Source organism: Candidatus Tectomicrobia bacterium, assembly GCA_016192135.1.
Classification (GTDB): Bacteria; UBA8248; UBA8248; order UBA8248; family UBA8248; genus 2-12-FULL-69-37.
Window position 1 is genome coordinate 66,100 of record JACPUR010000004.1, and the last position, 16,962, is coordinate 83,061.

14 protein-coding genes and 4 tRNA genes are annotated in these 16,962 nt (G+C 64.4%); 11 read left to right on the forward strand and 7 right to left on the reverse strand.

Annotation, left to right across the window (positions count from 1 at the left end; all coding sequences use genetic code 11):
• The first annotated feature begins 31 nt into the window (after nt 1-31).
• From HYZ11_02815 to HYZ11_02850, 8 genes are all read left to right on the forward strand, one after another.
• The gene (locus HYZ11_02815; GenBank protein MBI3126520.1) at nt 32-1,000 is read left to right on the forward strand and encodes a TAXI family TRAP transporter solute-binding subunit; all 969 of its coding nucleotides are present in this window, start codon (nt 32-34) and stop codon (nt 998-1,000) included.
• Nucleotides 1,001-1,132: 132 nt separating this feature from the next.
• Nucleotides 1,133-2,989 (forward strand): TRAP transporter fused permease subunit, encoded by a 1,857-nt coding sequence (locus tag HYZ11_02820; protein ID MBI3126521.1) that lies wholly within the window; start codon nt 1,133-1,135, stop codon nt 2,987-2,989.
• 44 nt (nt 2,990-3,033) lie between these two features.
• Complete coding sequence (locus HYZ11_02825; protein ID MBI3126522.1) at nt 3,034-4,296, forward strand: hypothetical protein; 1,263 nt, start codon at nt 3,034-3,036, stop codon at nt 4,294-4,296.
• 24 nt (nt 4,297-4,320) lie between these two features.
• Complete coding sequence (locus tag HYZ11_02830) at nt 4,321-4,569, forward strand: carboxymuconolactone decarboxylase family protein (protein ID MBI3126523.1); 249 nt, start codon at nt 4,321-4,323, stop codon at nt 4,567-4,569.
• Nucleotides 4,570-4,620: 51 nt separating this feature from the next.
• A complete protein-coding gene (locus tag HYZ11_02835) occupies nt 4,621-4,932 on the forward strand; it encodes a hypothetical protein (GenBank protein ID MBI3126524.1) in 312 nt (103 codons plus the stop codon).
• A 37-nt stretch (nt 4,933-4,969) separates the two neighbouring features.
• Nucleotides 4,970-5,746 (forward strand): SDR family oxidoreductase, encoded by a 777-nt coding sequence (locus HYZ11_02840; protein ID MBI3126525.1) that lies wholly within the window; start codon nt 4,970-4,972, stop codon nt 5,744-5,746.
• Nucleotides 5,747-5,764: 18 nt separating this feature from the next.
• On the forward strand, nt 5,765-6,514 hold the full coding sequence (locus tag HYZ11_02845; GenBank protein ID MBI3126526.1) for a 3-oxoacyl-ACP reductase FabG: 750 nt from the start codon (nt 5,765-5,767) through the stop codon (nt 6,512-6,514).
• A gap of 28 nt (nt 6,515-6,542) precedes the next feature.
• Complete coding sequence (locus tag HYZ11_02850) at nt 6,543-7,319, forward strand: cyclase family protein (protein MBI3126527.1); 777 nt, start codon at nt 6,543-6,545, stop codon at nt 7,317-7,319.
• A 353-nt stretch (nt 7,320-7,672) separates the two neighbouring features.
• Here HYZ11_02850 and HYZ11_02855 read toward each other — a convergent pair whose 3' ends face one another.
• The gene (locus HYZ11_02855) at nt 7,673-8,653 is read right to left on the reverse strand and encodes an SDR family NAD(P)-dependent oxidoreductase (GenBank protein MBI3126528.1); all 981 of its coding nucleotides are present in this window, start codon (nt 8,651-8,653) and stop codon (nt 7,673-7,675) included.
• A 400-nt stretch (nt 8,654-9,053) separates the two neighbouring features.
• Here HYZ11_02855 and HYZ11_02860 point away from each other — a divergent pair, with 400 nt between their 5' ends.
• From HYZ11_02860 to HYZ11_02870, 3 genes are all read left to right on the forward strand, one after another.
• Nucleotides 9,054-9,728 (forward strand): recombinase family protein, encoded by a 675-nt coding sequence (locus HYZ11_02860; protein ID MBI3126529.1) that lies wholly within the window; start codon nt 9,054-9,056, stop codon nt 9,726-9,728.
• 198 nt (nt 9,729-9,926) lie between these two features.
• Nucleotides 9,927-10,415: a recombinase family protein gene (locus tag HYZ11_02865; GenBank protein MBI3126530.1), complete on the forward strand. Its 489-nt coding sequence runs from the start codon at nt 9,927-9,929 to the stop codon at nt 10,413-10,415.
• A gap of 181 nt (nt 10,416-10,596) precedes the next feature.
• Nucleotides 10,597-14,289 carry a DEAD/DEAH box helicase gene (locus tag HYZ11_02870; GenBank protein ID MBI3126531.1) on the forward strand — a complete coding sequence of 1,231 codons (3,693 nt, stop codon included), beginning with the start codon at nt 10,597-10,599 and terminating at the stop codon, nt 14,287-14,289.
• A gap of 49 nt (nt 14,290-14,338) precedes the next feature.
• Here HYZ11_02870 and HYZ11_02875 read toward each other — a convergent pair.
• From HYZ11_02875 to HYZ11_02900, 6 genes are all read right to left on the reverse strand, one after another.
• Nucleotides 14,339-14,414: transfer RNA gene (locus HYZ11_02875), tRNA-Lys, on the reverse strand.
• A 50-nt stretch (nt 14,415-14,464) separates the two neighbouring features.
• Nucleotides 14,465-14,541 (reverse strand) — tRNA-Arg (locus HYZ11_02880).
• Nucleotides 14,542-14,587: 46 nt separating this feature from the next.
• A tRNA-His gene (locus tag HYZ11_02885) sits at nt 14,588-14,663 on the reverse strand.
• A 15-nt stretch (nt 14,664-14,678) separates the two neighbouring features.
• Nucleotides 14,679-14,755: transfer RNA gene (locus tag HYZ11_02890), tRNA-Arg, on the reverse strand.
• Between the two features lie 401 nt (nt 14,756-15,156).
• Entirely contained in the window at nt 15,157-15,918 is a 762-nt protein-coding gene (locus HYZ11_02895) for a sulfite exporter TauE/SafE family protein (GenBank protein ID MBI3126532.1), read from the reverse strand.
• Nucleotides 15,919-16,806 carry a hypothetical protein gene (locus tag HYZ11_02900; GenBank protein MBI3126533.1) on the reverse strand — a complete coding sequence of 296 codons (888 nt, stop codon included), beginning with the start codon at nt 16,804-16,806 and terminating at the stop codon, nt 15,919-15,921.
• Nucleotides 16,807-16,962: the final 156 nt, after the last annotated feature.

Genomic DNA, 16,962 nt, shown 5'->3' on the forward strand with positions numbered 1-16,962 from the left:
AAACCATGGTGTCCGCTGAGGGAGAAAAGCCATGATGACCGAGCATGTCCGGACGGCTTTGGGTCTGATTCTGACTTGCCTGTTGGTGGGCGCCCTGCCCTCCGCGCCGGACGCCGCCCCCAAGAGCATGGTGCTCGGGACGGCCCCGGTGGGGACGGCGTCCTTCCCGTACATGGTGGGCGTCGCCACCATCATCAACAAGGCTCATCCGAACGACTTCGCCCTCGCGCCCCAGGAGACGGGCGGCACGGTGGCCAACATCCGGCTCGTGGACGCGGGGAGAATCCACCTGACGGGCTTCTCCGGCATGGTGGTGGCGGACGCCCTCGAGGGCAAGGCCCCCTTCAAGGAGAAGGCCAAAGTCCAGGCCCTCTTCAGCATGTACGGGCAGCATTTCCTCTGGTTCGCCCGGAAGGCCTCGGGCGTCACCTCGTGGGACCAGATCGCCGGCAAGAAGATGGCGGTCGGCACCCCCGCGGGCTCCACCCGCGTGGGCGGCGACCTCGTGGTCGCCGCGAAGGGCCTGAAGGGAAAGGCGCAGCTCCTCTACCTCCAGCCCAGCGCCATGATCGACAGCCTGCGGGACGGGAACATCGACGCGGGCTTCGGCCTGGCCACGGGCAGCTCCCTCGCCCCCTGGGTCCAGGAGGTCATGTCCACCCTGGACGTGAACTTCTTCGGCCTCGACGAGCCCACCATCACCAAGCTCGTCCAGCGGCCCGGCCTGGACCGCTACGTGATTCCGGCCGGCCTCCTCAAGGGGAGCCCGGGCTTCCCCACCATGAGCGAGTACCTGATCGCGGGCGTCTCCGCCAAGATGGACGAAAAGACAGCCTACATGTTCACCAAGACGATCCAGGAGAATCTCGCGGAGTTAGGCAAGTATTCGACGGCGGCCAAGGGCGTCAAGCCCGAGGACGCCTTGAAGGGCCTTCCCCCAAAGCTGGCCTTCCATCCCGGGGCGATCCGCTACTACAAGGAAAAGGGCCTCATGAAGTAAGTCTGGCCTTGACGGCCGCCGCCGGCCAAGCCGGCGGCGGCCGGGGGCCAGGCGCCCTCCCCCTCCAGAGATAGGACCGTCAGCATGGGTATCCCGCTGTTAGGAGGCAACAGGATCGCGTGGGCGGCGTCCGTGGTCGCGGTATGCATGGCCGTCTACCACCTCTTCAGCACCCAGATCGTCCTCTTCTCCCACATCCCGTTCCTTAACATCCACCTGGCCTTCGGCCTGAGCGTCGTGTTCCTCCAGGCCGCCCAGCGGGAAGAAAGAACCCGCTACCTGTTCCTGCTGGCCCTGGCCCTCGGCCTCCTGGCGGTGGCCTACATCCACATCGAGGCCGACGCCCTCGTGGACCGGGAGGGCTTCCCCACCTCGGTGGACACGGCGATCGGCCTCGTGATCATCGTGCTGGTGCTGGCCGCCTCCCACCTGGCCTTCGGGCCCGTCTTCCCCATCATGGCGCTGATCGGGATCGGGTACGCCTTCGCCGGCCCCTGGCTCCCCGGCGCCTTCTTCCACGGAGGTATCGAGCCGGTCCGCCTGATCGCCATGCTCACGACCGACCTCTCGGGCATCTACGGGACCCTCCTTTTCATTTCGGCCACCTACATGGTCGTCTTTCTCGTGTTCGGGAGCTTCATCGAGAACTCGGGCGTGGCCAAGTTCTTCATCGACCTACCGCTCGCCCTCTTCCGCGGGAAAAAAGCGGGCGGGGGATACGCCGCCGTCATGGCCAGCGCCATGATGGGGATGGGGTCGGGCAGCCCCGTCGCCAACGTGGTGACGACGGGCACCTTCACCATCCCGCTGATGAAGCGCCAGGGGTTCCATCCCCATGTCGCGGGGGCGATCGAGGCGGCGGCCTCGACGGGCGGCCAGATCATGCCGCCGGTCATGGGGGCGGTGGCCTTCGTGATGGCCGAGTTCACCTCGACCCCCTACGTCAAGATCATGGGCTATGCCGCCATCCCGGCCATCCTCTATTTCTGGACGGTGGGGCTGAGCGTGCACTTCCGGGCGCACTACCGGGACCTCAAGGCCATCCCGGTCGAGGAGCTCCCCCGGCTGCGCGATATCATGGGCGGCTGGAAGTATTTCCTCCCCATCGCCGCCCTCGTGTTCATCATGGTGTTGGGCTACACGCCCTACCTCGCGGCCTTCTGGGCGGCGTTGCTCCTGGCCGCGATGCTGGGTCTCGAGAAGTCCGAGGCGGGCTACACCGCCACCCTCCTGCGCTGCCTCGACAACGGCGGGAGGCGGGCGGCGGAGTTCGCCGCCGGGATGGCCTGCATCGCCATCTTCGTCAAGATCATCATGGCGACGGGCGTCGGCCTCAAGCTGCCTCTGCTGGTGGCCGAGTACTCCCAGGGGAACCTTCTCCTCGCCTACGTCATGACCGCCATCGCCTCGGCTATCCTGGGGATGGGGGTTCCGACCGTGCCCGCCTACATCGTGGTGGCGGTCATCGTGGTGCCCGCCCTCATGAAGCTGGGGGCACAGGAGCTCCCGGCCCACTTCTTCGTCCTCTACTACTCCATCCTCTCGGCCCTCACCCCGCCCGTGGCGCTCGCCGCCCTGGCGGGGGCCAAGCTGGCGGGGGCCAACTACTGGAAAACGGCGTGGGAGTCCATGCGCTACGGGTACGTCGCGTTCTTCGTCCCCTTCCTCTTCGCCTACAACCCCGCGCTGATGGGCCTGGGCACGCCCTATGAGATTTTCCTCGCGGCGGCGGGTGCCTTTTTCGCCACGACGGCGGCGGCGGCCTGCCTGCAGGGCTACTTCATCAAGCGCGCCACCCTGCCCGACCGGCTGCTGTTCCTCGCCTCGGCCGTCTTTTTCACGGCCGATGTGGTGACTCCGACGCCCACACCCTTCTTCATCGGCCTCGTCCTGCTCGGCGCGGCGATCATCAAGCAGATCGCCTGGCCCGCCGGGTTGTTCCAAGCCAAGGGGGCCGGCGCGGCGCCGGCGAACCCGCCCCGGCAATAACGTACACCGCACCGCGCTTCCCAACGGAGGGAAAGGGAAAACAGATGCCTGGGCACCCGGTCAACAGCAAGCTCGAAGCCATCACCGGCTCTTGGCGGATCTCGCAGCACTGCTTCTCGGACGAGATCCGCTCCAAGATGACCATCTCGCCCAACCTCAAGCTCTGCGACATCACGCTGCGCGAGGGGCGCCAGCTCCCCGGCGTCTCCCTGCGCCGCGACGAGGTGCTGCTCATCGCCGACAAGCTGGTCGAGGCGGGCGTCGGCATGCTCCAGATGCACCACGACGACCCCCAGGAGATGGAGGAGGTCAAGAAGCGCCACCCCAGGGTGACCATCGAGGCCCTGGTCCATCCCACCGCCGTCCTGAACCCCGAGATGGCCAAGGTGGAGGTGGACCTGAACGTGGACCACGGCGCGGACTACACCACCCTGTGCTTCTCCTTCTCCGAGCACCAGATGTGCCTCTTCGAGTCCATGGCGGGCGCCCGCATCACCATCGAGGAGGCCATCGAGCGCGCCATGGGCTCGGTCGCCTACGCCCGGAAGAGATCGGGGAAGGACAAGAAGGTGGGCTGCCTCATCCAGGACTGTACCCGCATCCCCATCCAGCGCCTCGCCGAGGTCTGCAAGAAGCTGGTGGACGCGGGCGCCGACATGATCAAGCTCGACGACATCAACGGCATGGCCATCACCCCCGTCTACACCCACGTGGTGCGCGAGATGAAGCGCCTGCTGCCGGGCACCGAGATCGGCCTGCACACCCACAACGACATCGGGCTGGCCACGGCGGCCATCTACGCCGGCGTGGAAGGAGGCGCCGACCTCATCGACGCCTGCGTGAACGGCCTGGGCGAGCGCGCCCACATCGCGCCCCTGGCCGAGATCGCCTCGGTCATCCAGATCTACTACGGCGTCGACCTGGGGATTAAGCTCGACAAGATGACGGAGCTCTCCCGCCTCGTCTCCGACGTCATGAAGTGGCCCATGACCGACACCCTGCCCTTCGTCGGGAAGACGGCCTTCTCCCACCTCGTCGAGGTCCACTACTGTGTGCCCGAGGGCGAGGAGGGCTTCTGGTCCTACCTCTGCATGAAGCCCCACATGTTCGGGAACGCTCAGCACAACCTGCTGGGCCACTACTCCGGCCCCTGGGCCGTGCGCACCAAGGCGAAGGAGCTGGGCCTGAGGATCACCCCGGGCAAGGAGCCGGCGGTGGTGCAGAGGGTCCGCTCGGAGATCCGCTGGCGCAAGCGCCAGCTCACCAACGAGGAGTTTTGCAGGATCGTCAGCGAGGCGGGCCGCTAGGCCGCCTCGCCACGGGAGAGAGAGATGCCCCGGCTGCCCATGATCAAGGACGAGGAAGCCTCCGAGGAGGTCCGCCGGGCGTTCGACGGCGCCCGGGAGCTCCTCGGGTTCGTGTCGAACTCCACGCGCACCGTCGCCCACAGCCCCTGGGCGGTGAAGTGGCTCATCCCCTTCACCACCGCCATCCAGCGCGAGAGCGGCGGCAAGCTGGACGCCAAGACGAAGGAGCTGGCCATCATCCGCACCTCCGCCGTCAACACCTGCGACTTCTGACTCGGGCACAATCGCCGGCTTGGTCAAGTCAGCGGGCTGACGGAGGAGGAGGTGAAGGCGGCGGAGGGGGATTTCGAGAGCTCACCCGTCCTCTCGCCGAGGCAGAAGTGCGTGGTGCGCTGGGCCGAGCTCGTCACCCGGAACGAGGCCAAGCGCGACCGCAAGTGCTGGGAGGAGCTCAAGACCTATTTCGACAGCCAGGAGATCATCGAGCTGACCATGGTCGTCTGCCACTTCAACCTGATGAACCGGCTGAACGACACGCTCCAGCTCGACCTCGAGACGCCGCCGCCGGGCATGCGCTCGACCAAGGTCTCGCCCGAGAAGCTCAGGAAGTACGCGCGGGACGTCCTGGCGCGTTGAGCCGTACGCGCGCATCACCATCTGACGAGGAGAAGCCATGAAGCTGCAAGGAAAAGTCGCCTTCATCACGGGTGCCTCGGGCGGAATCGGGGGGGCCGTCGCCCGGCTCTACGCCCAGGAAGGCGCGGACGTCGCGCTGGCCGCGCGCACGGTCGAGAAGATGGAGAAGGTGGCCGCCGACGTGCGGAAGCTGGGCCGCAAGGCCGTGGTCTGCCGCTGCGACGTACTGAAGGACGACGACATCATCCAGGCCATCCGCGCCACGGTGAAGGAGCTGGGGCCGATCGGCATCCTGGTGAACAACGCCGGCATCGTCAGCTTCGAGCCCGTCCATAAGCTCCCGGACGAGGTGTGGAACCGCACCATGCAGATCAACGCCAAGGCACCCTTCACCGCCATCCGCGAGGTACTGCCCTCGATGATGGAGCGCAAGTGGGGCCGCATCATCAACGTGGCCTCCGTCTCGGGGAAGATCGGCCTCCCCTTCCGCAGCGCCTACGCGGCCTCGAAGCACGCCGTGATCGGCCTCACGAAGTCGCTCTCGGCCGAGGTGGCGCCGCTCGGCATCACCGCCAACTGCATCTGCCCCACCTTCGTGGCGACCGAGATGTTCACCGAGAGCATCCAGAAGTGGGCCGACGAGACGGGCAAGACCTACGCGCAGCAGGAGGAGGAGCTGCGCCAGCGCGTCCCCATGAAGCGCTTCATCGACCCGGGAGAGGTCGCCCCGCTGGCCCTCCTCCTCGCCTCGGACGGGGCGGCGGGCATCACCGGCCAGTCCATCAACGTGGACGGCGGCTTCGTCCAGTCCTGAGCCGGAAAGGACCACATCATGCGTCTCAAGGGCCGGGTGGCCATGGTCACGGGCGCGGCGAGGGGCATCGGGGAGGCCGTCGTCAGGCTCTTCGCGAAGGAAGGCGCCTCCGTCATCGCCTGCGATCAAAGGAAGGATCTGCTGGAGGCGCTCTGCGCCGAGGTGGCAAAGGAAGGCCACGCGGCCCGGGCCGAGATCCTGGACGTCTCGAAGGGCGCCGAGGTCCGCCGGGTGGTGGGGGAGAGCCTCGGGGCCTTCGGGCGCATCGACATCCTCGTCAACAACGCGGGCATCTCGCCCAAGAAGCCCTACCTCGACTACACGGAGGAAGACTGGGACGCCGTCCTCTCCGTGAACCTGAAGGGCGAGTACCTCTGCGCCCGCGCCGTCTCCGAGCCGATGATGGCCCAGCGGTACGGCCGCATCGTGAACCTCTCCTCCTCGGCGTGGAGGCTGGGCTCGGTCGCGGCGGGCTTCCCCTACACCGCGGCCAAGGCCGGGGTCATCGGCCTGACCCGGGCCCTCGCCCGCAACCTGGGGCCCCACGGCATCACCGTGAACGCCATCGCCCCGGGCCCCACCGCCACGCCGCTCACGGACGAGTGGCTCCCCGCGCGGGAGAAGGAGGTCGTGGCCCAGATCCCGCTGGGCCGGGTCGGGCGGCCCATCGACATCGCCCACGCGGCCCTCTTCCTCGCCTCGGACGAGGCCTCCTTCGTCACCGGCATCTGCCTCGACGTGAACGGCGGCATCGTGATGGGCGGCTGAGGCCTCCCCCCCTCAGGAGACTTTCCCCATGGTGAACTGGCCCAAGGTCCGCCTCGTGGACCTCAGCGTCCCCATCATGAACTGCGCCTTCGAGCCGCAGGAGCAGGTGATCATGTACTGGACGCACGAGGAGTTCGGCCGGCAGGCCGCGAAGAACATGGGCATCGACCCGAACGACCTGCCGGACGGCATGGGCACCTCGAGCGAGACCCTCCGCGTCGCCACCCACGCGGCCACCCACCTGGACGCGCCCTACCACTACGGGCCCCTCTCTGAGGGCAGGCCCGCCAAGCGCATCGACGAGGTGCCCCTCGAGTGGTGCTTCGGGGACGGGGTGGTGCTGGACTTCCACGACAAGCCGGCGGGCTACGAGATCACGGCGCGGGACGTACAGGACGCGCTCAAGAAGATCGGCTACGCCCTCAAGCCCCGGGACATCGTCTGCATCCGCACCGGGGCGGACAAGCACCACCGCAAGCCCGACTTCTTCGAATGCTTCGCGGGGATGTCGCGGGAGGCCACCCTCTGGCTCATCGAGCAGGGCATCAAGGTGATGGCCACCGACGCCTGGGGCTTCGACGTGCCCTACAAGTTCATGAAGCGCAACCACGAGTCCGGGCGGCCCCACTCGCTGTGGCCCTCCCACTTCCTGGCGCGCGAGCGCGAGTACATCCACGCCGAGAAGCTGGCCAACCTGGAGCAGCTCCCCCCCCACGGCTTCAAGATCGCGCTTTTCCCCATCAAGGTGGAGCGGGCGAGCGGGAGCTGGATCCGGGCCGTGGCCTTCGTGCCGGAGGAGGGGTGAAGGAGAGGCGGGACACCTATCCAAGCCGGCGGTTCGAGCTGGAAGTCGAGACGGACGAATGAGGGTTTCATGCCCATCCCCCCTCTCCCCGTCTTTCTGGGTCCCCGAACCGGCCCGCCGGTTCGGGAGGGGGGAGAGGGGGGATGGGGGTGAGGGAAACCCGTCCTGGGCGCTGAATCCCCTCACCCCGGCCCTCTCCCAGAGGGAGAGGGAGGTTCGCGGCGTCTCTCCGCGCAAGAAAACGGGGCTGTTTGCGAATCCCTCCCGCCCTCTCCCCGGGCGGGGGGAAACCGCCGCATCCATCCGCGCAAAAAATAGGGGCGGGCCGAACGGCCCGCCCCTGCTTCTTTCCCCTACTTGGCCGGCTTCTGCCCGTTGGTGGCCGAGGCCCCGGCGAGGGCCTGGGCGCCCAGGAACCACTCGGCGAAGGCGGCGATGCCCGCCTCGAGGGTGCGGCTCGGGCGCCAGCCCGTCTGCGCCTGGAGGCGGGCCGAGTCCAGGCTGATGTGGAAGACCTCCCCGGGCCGCAGGGGCTCCCGGCGGACCTCGACGGGCTCGCGACCCAGGGCGCGGGCCACCAGCCCCAGCACCTCCTCCACCCGGGTGGCGACGCCGGTGCCGACGTTGTAGGCCCCGCCCGGGGCGCCCAGCCGGCCGGCCAGGCGCATGGCCTCCACCGCGTCCGCCACGTAGACGTAGTCCCGCGCGGCCTTGCCGTTGCCGTAGAGGGTGACGGGCCGCCCGTCCACGAGGAGACGGGAAAAGATGGAGATGACGCCCGCCTCGAGGTCTCCCCGCTGGCGCGGGCCGTAGATGTTGGCGAAGCGGAGCGAGACCGCCTGGAAGCCGAACAGCTTGGCGTAGACCGAGACGTAGTGCTCGGCCGCGTGTTTGCTCGCCCCGTAGGGCGAGCGCAGCTCGACCGGATAGTCCTCCCCGACGGGGGCCATCACCGGATCGCCGTAGATGGCCCCGCCCGTCGAAGCGTAGATGAAGACCGGGTGGGGGTCGGCCGCGCGGCAGGCCTCGAGCATGCGGAGCGTCCCGGTCACGTTCACGCTCATGTCCAGCGTGGGGTCGCCGGTGCTCTTGACCACGCTCGACTGGGCGGCCAGATGATACACGGCGTCCGGACGGAACTCCTTCATCAAGAAGCCCGCCAGCTCGGGGTCGCGCAGGTCCCCCCGCACGAACCGGACCTCGGGGGGAAGGTTCTCCTCCGAGCCGGTGGCGAGGTTGTCCACCACGACGACTTCCTCTCCCGCCGCGAGGCAGGCCTCGCATACGTGGCTCCCGATGAATCCCGCCCCGCCCGTCACCAATACACGCGTCATCGGCACGAATCCTTTCCCGGCCGTCCGGCCGGCATCATCGCTTTCCCGTCCCGGCAAAATGGCCCGTCAACGAATACCTGACGGAATAGTAACACGCGCCGCCGGGCCGATCTTCTGAGGGGAAACCTGGAATTCCCGCGGGTGATTCCTCGGGGAGCCGCCTCGCCCCGGGCCGGGCATGGGGGAAAACGGGCGCGCCGGGGAAACGCACCGGATGCTCCGCTTCCTGTCTTGGCCCCCCGGCTTCGCCCGGCATTCGCCAGCCGCAATTCAGCAAATCCCTTGATTGTTCCGTCCCCTCGCCCCGCGTAACTTTCGGGTAACACAGGGCGGCGCGAAAGGCGGCTTCGCCGGGGAATAAGGAATCGGCGGCGGCAAAGAAAACCAGCGGAGGAAGCGGATGGCGGTCTACGGATACATCAAGGTACCCGCCCGGCGCCCGGGCCGGGAGCATGACTCGGCGGAAAAGCAGATCCGGGCCATCGTCCGCTACGCCATGCGGCGGGGCTGGGGCATCCGCCAGGTGTTCCCGGAGTGGGAGCCCTCCTGCGACAAGCGCTTCGAGATCCGCCCCCAGGGCAAGAACCTGCTCTCCGTCCTGGAGGAGGGGGACGTGGTGATCGCCAGCCGGCTCGAGCACATGTTCGGCTCGGCGGAGGAGGTGCTCCCGGCCCTGGAGGGCTTCCGGCGGCGGAAGACCTCCCTCATCATCCTCGACCCGGCGTGGGAGATCACGCAAGGAAACCTGGCCGACCGGGTATTCACCATCCTCGGCGCGGTGGCCCGCATCGAGTCGGATCGGACCCGCCCGCTCGCGCCCGCCGCCCGGGCCGCCGGATACCTCGGGGGCGCCGCCCGGGCGTTCGGCTACGCCGCGGCCGGGCCGGATGACAGCCAGCCCGCCCCGGTGGGGAGGGAGCAGGCCGTCCTCCACGAGATCGCCGTGCTCCGGGAGAGCGGCTTCTCCTGCGGCAAGATCTCCCACCTCCTGAAGCGCAAGGGCTTTTTCTTCTCGCCCGAGGCGGTGGGGCGGCTGGTCCGCTCCGGCCGGCCGGCCCACGCCGCCGCGACCTGAGCGGGAGCCAAGCCCGGAGAAACCTGAGCGGCTTCCCAGGTCTTCTCCCGTCCAGCCGCCGGGATATTGGGCCGAGGCCCTCGGGCGAACCCTGGATTGTCCGGCGGCGGACGGGCGGATACAGTCGGATGGCAGCCGTCCCTGGCCGGACCCGCCAAAAAGCGGGCGCGGTCCCCGCAGCCGGCCGGAGGGAAGACGATGGCCCTCTATGGCTACATCAAGGTCCCCCCTCACATCCCCCCGGACGGCCCCGCCTCGCCGGAGGTCCAGCTCCGGTACCTCGAGCGGCACGCCGCCCGGCGGGGGCTCGCCCTCGACCACGTGTTTCCGGAGAAGGAGTCCTCCTTCGGCAAGCCCCTCGGCGAGCGTCCCGAGGGCCGGCGCCTCCTCTCCGCCATCGGGCCGGGGGACCGGGCGGTGGCCTGCCGCGCCGAGTACCTCTTCGGGGCGCCGGGCGAGATCCCCCTCGTGCTGGCGCACTTCCGCCGGCGGGGGGCCTCCCTCTTCCTCCTCGACCTGGGGTGGGAGATCACGCGGGGCGACATGACCTCGCGCCTCTACGCCGTGGTGGACGAGGCCTCGCGCGCCCGGCGCGCCCGGGCCGCCCGCGCCCCCCACCCCGAGAAGCCCGCGCCCCTCCGCCTGGCCCTCAGGCTCCCCGAGGCCCCGCTCCTCCCAGCCTCCTGAGGGCGGGGCCCGCGATCTTTCCCTGCGGTAACCTCCTTCCAAAGACACTCCCAGTGTCCCCGCCTCCCATTTTCAAATTCTCAAAAACCAATTAAAATCCCGACCATTATTGATTCCATTTGAAACTCGGCATTTTCCTCGCTAGTCGGGCCTTCCGCAGTTGTCAGGCGAGGGAACGAGAATGGCTACAGCCGCCTTTCAATCGAAAATCCTGCGCCGTAAAGCAGGAATCGAAGAATATCGCATTTACCGGGCAGCCCTCGAATGGGACTTGGTCGACCCCATAGTAATTGAGAAGCGGGAAGACATTAGGTCCGAACAACTTTGGCGCAACCGCCTGGAACCGTACCATCATCAGGTTTCAAATCTAATCACATTCTGCCGCCGCTTGCCGGTCACATTACTCGCCGATGACGTCGGCCTTGGCAAGACGATCAGTGCTGGGTTAATCATTAGTGAATTGATGGCGCGCTCACGTCTTTCGAAAATTCTCATCGTCTGCCCTAAAATTCTAGGTTCACAATGGAAAGAAGAACTGCTGACAAAATTTAATATTTTCTCCGACATTATAACTGGGAAGAATCTTCGCAAGGCCGACCCTGATGAAACCGGAGCCATCATCACAACGTATGATTCAGCGCGAATGTATTTGGAATCGATCCCAAAGGACCGATTCCAAATGCTTGTATTGGATGAGGCCCATAAGCTTCGAAACCTCTATGGCGTGGACAAGCCCCCCAAAGTTGCCATTTGCTTTCGGAAGGCCTTAGAGGAACGACGATTTCGTTTTGTCTTAATGCTAACCGCAACCCCAATACAAAATCGTCTATGGGACCTTTATTCGCTGGTTGATTTGCTAACTGTTGCGCGTGGGCACCAGAATCCTTTCGGTGATGAAGGAACGTTTGCTCGGAGATTTATCGCGGACGGCTCAGATCAGGCTCGGCGTCTAAAATTACATGCACAAGATGAATTTCGGTCGATTGTTTATGGCTATATGTCGAGAGTTAGGCGCAACGACGCAAAACTGTATTTTCCTGACCGGATTGTTCAGATGCATAGGGTCGATCCGACAGTGGCGGAGCTTCAGCTAATTGATGCAATTGCAAAACCAATTCAGTGCTTAAAAAACAAGCTCGCACAAATTTCAATCTTGCAGGCTTTGACGAGCAGCCCTGAGGCACTATTGGCTCAGTTGAAGAATATGGCAAGAAACGGCACCGTTCCAAGCCAACTCGCGGAAACGGTTAATGAGATTGTGGTCAAAATGCCGGCCAGCGCCAAGCTCAATGGCCTCGGAAGATTGATCGATGGTCTCAGACAGGAAAATCCAGCGCACTGGCGATTAGTCATTTTTACTGGTCGACGCGAAACTCAAACCACCATTCAAACATTTCTAGAGAAACATGGCCTTAAAGTTGGAACCATTAACGGTGAATCTGGTCCGCGGGACCAGGACACCCTCGCACGTTTCCGAAAAAAACCGCCCAACTGCCATGTCATTATATCCACCGAAAAAGGCGCCGAGGGCATCAACTTGCAAGTCGCGAACGTGCTGGTCAACTATGACTTACCTTGGAACCCCATGATCGTCGAGCAGCGCATCGGCCGGATTCAACGTTTGGCATCCGAACATGCAAACGTCAGTATTTTCAATGTGATGCTGCGAGGCACCTTTGAGGAATATATTGTGGGGCGGCTGATGGAAAAACTCCAAATGGCATCTCACGCCATTGGCGATATAGAAGCGTTGCTCGAAGCATCGGGTATCGGCGGAGACAACGACAACGGGACGACTAGTTTTGAAGAGAAGATCCGGCAACTTGTCATCGCTGCGCTTGCGGGAAAGGATGTGGAGGCGGCGACGCGCAAAGAAGAGGAAAGTATCTCCGAAGCAAGAAAAACGTTGGAACTTGAAGAAGAGAACATCAATTCCTTGCTGGGCGGAATGGATGGCACTGGATATGTCGGTCCTCGCACTCCCACTTTGCCGAGCACTACACGCTCCATGGAGCCAAAGGAATTTGCCTTGGCGGCTTTAGGCATTTTAGGTGCCCGCATCACACCAAAATCTCCTGACTTATATTTCATGGAAGAAGACGGGAGACGGGAATACATTCGATTCAACGAAATCTCCGAAACAGGAATCAGGAGCACCCTATATGCGCCTAGTACCCCCGCTTTTACCCGTTTGGTAGAGCGGATTATTGCGACAGGCATTCATGACATTAAGGATGTCGACCAGGACCCTCGCAAGGTAAGTGCGGAGCTCATCCGTTCCTGGGCAAAAACGTTCGGAGGATCCCCCGATACCGCTGGAGTCGCCGAAGTACTTCGCGTTTTCGAAGGCAAAGCCTTGGTCCGCGTCCGAGCCACCGTGGCGCATGACAGCTACGAGCGTCTCGTTGAGATTCCTTGTTCCCCAACCGAGCATCAAATCCGAACAGGCCGACCGGGCCTAGACCCATTGCCCTCCACTATTGATGAACCCGCCTCTATCGGAGTTAACCTTGACAGATTGGCCGATGCCGCCAAACTTGATGAGGGAATTAGTGAATTTCGCAGATTTTATTTAGAAAGACGGGCGGAAGAAATCAAAGCTGCAGAAGGTGATGAGCGAAAGCGGAAAAAACTTGAGGATGACTTTACTCCCCGACTTGAAATGACGCTCGTCGCTCTCGAAGGGAACTTGCATCGGCAACTAAAACTAAAAATTAAATTTAAGATTGACCCTGGAATTGAATTTTCGACCATATTAACGGTCGACCCTCATCTCCAGAAAATACTGGACAAGCCTGAATTGGCTCTGTGTGAGCGTTCAGGCAAGAACGTTCCCCAGACTTGTCTAAAACAATGTGAAATCTCAAAGCGGATGGCTCTGCCGAATTTCCTTGTTCAATCAGAAGTAAGTCATAGACTTGCCTTGCCCGAATATACCCTGCGTTGCCATTTCAGTGGAAAACTTGTCCTAAAAGACGAGGTGGAAATTTCCGCTGTGACCGGCCTTCATGTTGCAAGCAATTTCCTGAAAACTTCAGCACAAAGTGGAAAGAGAGCCGAACCCAATCATTTCGGTCGGTGTGAGTTTACAAATGCCGAAGTCCTGAACACCGAACTTGCTGTCAGTCAGATGTCAGGCAAACGTTATCGCTCGGATGAACAATTGAGTTCTGGCCTTTCAGGAAAAACAGGGCACAAGTCTGAATTCGTATTCTGCCACGAGACTCGACAACCCCTAATGGTGCTAGAGGCAGAGAAATGCGAGGTAACCGGCAAATATGTAAGACCGGGAATTTTGGAAGAATGTGCGATCACGCGGAAACGGGTGCTCTCATCCGAGCTTGAACGATGCTCAGCGAGTGGGGAAAAAGCGCTACAACGATTCCTGGTGACCAGCTCTTTGTCGGGGGCACGTATTTTAGAAAGAGTTACAATACGATCGATGGCAGGAAATTTTTGCTCCCCCCTTGAGGCTAAACCGTGTTTCTGGAGCGGTCGCAAATCCCACATAGATGACCTTCGGCTATGCGAGCTAACCGGCCTGCCTATCCACATCGAGTTTGCAACATCAAGTAACAAGCCAAAACTCCAGCCGCTTGTCGAGCTCCTCAGTGGCATCAGGAGAACTGCAGACGCAACCAATATTTGGGATGACATGGCGGCGAAAATAGGAACAATCCTCGGAAAGAATCGCTGCCGAATTGAGGCTACGGTTTATTCACCGGGCAAACGACATCTCGCTGTATGCTGCGAGGTTCGAACTTTGCTGGGCTTTAAAATTCAACATTCTGGTTTCATATACGCAATCGAGGATAAATCCATTATTGGTAATGTTGTCTTAGGAAAACGCACATCCAAAGGATGGTCCGATTGACAACAAAACAACGCCGGGCGCTCGCGCGCCCGGCGTCCGGAGGAGTCCATGGTGGGCCGCGAAGGAATCGAACCTTCAACCGACGGATTAAGAGTCCGTTGCTCTGCCAGTTGAGCTAGCGGCCCATGGAAGCGCCCGGAAGGGCGCTCGTCGCTGCCTGTCGTCGTTCCGCCGCTGGCGCGCCCGGTAGGACTCGAACCTACAGCCTTCGGATCCGAAGTCCGACGCTCTGTCCAGTTGAGCTACGGGCGCCCCCGGCCCGGCGGGAGCTCTCGCCCGGGCGTCCCCGGGGAAAGAATGGGGTGAGTGAGGGGATTTGAACCCCCGGCCTCCGGGGCCACAACCCGGCGCTCTAACCGCTGAGCTACACCCACCGTGCGATATGCGTTTGGCGCGCCCGGCAGGATTCGAACCTGCGACCTACGGATTAGAAGTCCGTTGCTCTATCCGGCTGAGCTACGGGCGCTCCCGGTGTTCGCAAGTCCGGCTCCGGCCGGAAGGAGGCGCTCCCCGCCGGAGGGCGCCGGAATCTTCACACCCGTGCGGGGGCGTGTCAACAACGCGCCCCCCGCCCCCCGGCAAGGCAGTGGAAGCTACCCCACGCCGCGGGGAAGATCAACCCCGGCGGGCCGTTTTCTCCGGAAAACCATTCGCGGGATTCAGGGGATCGGGAGGAGCCGGCGGACCGTTCGCACGAGGGGGGCCTCCGGGCCCCGCCCCATCATGGAGCCCCCCATCCTCCCCCCGTACGTCTGGTATGTATCCAGTATATCGCCCTCAGCAAGATTGTCTAGCTTGTTTTTTGGGTGATCACCCGGGAAAGCGAATGAATCCCGAAGGTTTCTCAGGTCTATACCCCCGGAAAAATCACCGGGAGAGCAGGAATTTCCATCCCGAGCGCACCACGAGGCTCGTCGCCACCCAAAAGAGCGCAATCCGCACCGCGCGGTAGAAGAGCTTCTGGTCGAGCCGGTCCCGCAGGCGGATGCCCGCCCACAGCCCGGCGAAGATGGGGACGAGCAGGAGACCGGCCCATTGGAGGAGCGGCCAGGTGAAGGCGCCCTGCTGCGCGAGCGAGGAGAGGAGCACCCCCGAGACGACGGTGTTGAACGCGTTCATCAGGAAGATGAACACCTCCTTCGGCCAGGTGAACATCGAGAAGTACACGATGCTCACCGGCCCCGGCACGCTCGCCACCCCGGTCATGAAGCCGGCCAGCGCCCCCAGCGCGCCCCCCACGCCCCAGCGCGAGGCGCGCGAGAGACCCTCGGCGGGCGGGAAGAAGCGCCGCGAGGCCAGATAGAAGTACACCGCCAGCCCCATCAGCAGGCGGATGAGCTCGGGGTCCGCCCAGCGGAGCACGTAGACGCCGACCGGCACCGCCGCGATGCCCGCCGCGATGAAGGGGACGATCTCCCTCAGGTGGCGCCACTGGCGCCAGTCGTACTGGGCGTTGGCCCAGTTCGTGAGGAACACGGGGATGGACATGATGATGACGGCTTCGCGCGGGCTGAGGAAGATGGAGAGGAAGGGCACCCCGATCAGCGGGAGCGCGAAGCCGATGATGCCCTTGATCATCCCGGCGGCGAAGAGGACCAGCGCCGCCAGGGCCGCCTGCCACTCGGTCACTCACTCCCCCTCGAAGGGCTTGCGCCGCGCCTTGCCCTCCCCGGCGAGGGCGGCCTTCAGGAGCACGAGGGCGCCGTGCGTGCGGGGGACGAGGTGGATGAGCGCGTCCAGCCCGCGGTCGATGGCGTCCGCTTCCGAATCGCCCAGCCCCAGCGCGCGCACCCGCCCGCGGTCCAGCGCGACCGGGTGGGGGAACTCCTGGGCCGCCGCGGCCGCGGCCCCCTGGGCGAGGCTGACGGTGATCTCGAAGCCCTTCTTCCGGCTCTCCTCCCGGACGAAGGCCCAGGCCATCTCCAGGTACTCCGGATGGCTCCCCAGCGCGCGCCAGGCGGCGTCGACCGCCCCGCCCGGGGAGAGGCGGCGGATCTCGTCGAAGACCGCCCGCGCCCGGCCCTCGGCCCGCCCGGGGTCCGCGAGCCGGAGCGGCCGCATCGAGCGCGGCGGGCCCTGGGGGAGGGGGTCGAGGTCCCCCGCGTGGCCCGGCTTCACCCCGCCCATCCGGACCCCGTTGAGCGCCCCCTTGAGCGCCGCGGCGAGGATGAGGATTTTCGGGCTGGCGTAGTTGCAGGCGTCGAGGACGCCGTCGATCTCCGCGATGCGCTCCCCGGAATAGCCCAGTTCCTCGAGCGCCTCGGCGTGCTCGGGCACGTCGGGGGGCATGGGGGGGGCCATCCGCATCCGCAGGCTGTCGGCGCAGCGCTCGAAGTAGGCGATGGAGGCGTTCGGCCTCAGGGCCTCCCAGGCGGCCGCGAGGTAGCCCTCGTGGGCGGCCAGGGCCGGGAAGAGCAGGCCCGCGTCGGTCACCCGCAGGATTCGGCGGGCGTCCTCCAGGATTTCGGAGGCGCGCCCGGTGGCGCCGGAAACCTGGGCGAGCGGGGCTTCGTCCATGGATACCTTCCTCGGCCTCGGCGACGGGAAAAAGCGCGCGCGCGTTCAGTTTTCCGAGTATAGGCCCCCCTCCCCGGCGCCACAACCCCGCAGGGGCAATGTCCTAATTTGTAGCGCGCCCTGTCATTCCGAGGGAGCCCGCCCAGGCGGCTCGCC

Bases quoted from the DNA above. Each gene is read 5' to 3' on its own strand.
- HYZ11_02850 (MBI3126527.1), top strand. From the start codon at position 6,543: ATGGTGAACTGGCCCAAGGTCCGCCTCGTGGACCTCAGCGTCCCCATC.
- HYZ11_02870 (MBI3126531.1), top strand. From the start codon at position 10,597: ATGGCTACAGCCGCCTTTCAATCGAAAATCCTGCGCCGTAAAGCAGGA.
- HYZ11_02830 (MBI3126523.1), top strand. From the start codon at position 4,321: ATGCCCCGGCTGCCCATGATCAAGGACGAGGAAGCCTCCGAGGAGGTC.
- HYZ11_02815 (MBI3126520.1), top strand. From the start codon at position 32: ATGATGACCGAGCATGTCCGGACGGCTTTGGGTCTGATTCTGACTTGC.
- HYZ11_02860 (MBI3126529.1), top strand. From the start codon at position 9,054: ATGGCGGTCTACGGATACATCAAGGTACCCGCCCGGCGCCCGGGCCGG.
- HYZ11_02840 (MBI3126525.1), top strand. From the start codon at position 4,970: ATGAAGCTGCAAGGAAAAGTCGCCTTCATCACGGGTGCCTCGGGCGGA.
- HYZ11_02865 (MBI3126530.1), top strand. From the start codon at position 9,927: ATGGCCCTCTATGGCTACATCAAGGTCCCCCCTCACATCCCCCCGGAC.
- HYZ11_02845 (MBI3126526.1), top strand. From the start codon at position 5,765: ATGCGTCTCAAGGGCCGGGTGGCCATGGTCACGGGCGCGGCGAGGGGC.
- HYZ11_02900 (MBI3126533.1), bottom strand. From the start codon at position 16,806: ATGGACGAAGCCCCGCTCGCCCAGGTTTCCGGCGCCACCGGGCGCGCC.
- HYZ11_02855 (MBI3126528.1), bottom strand. From the start codon at position 8,653: ATGACGCGTGTATTGGTGACGGGCGGGGCGGGATTCATCGGGAGCCAC.
- HYZ11_02825 (MBI3126522.1), top strand. From the start codon at position 3,034: ATGCCTGGGCACCCGGTCAACAGCAAGCTCGAAGCCATCACCGGCTCT.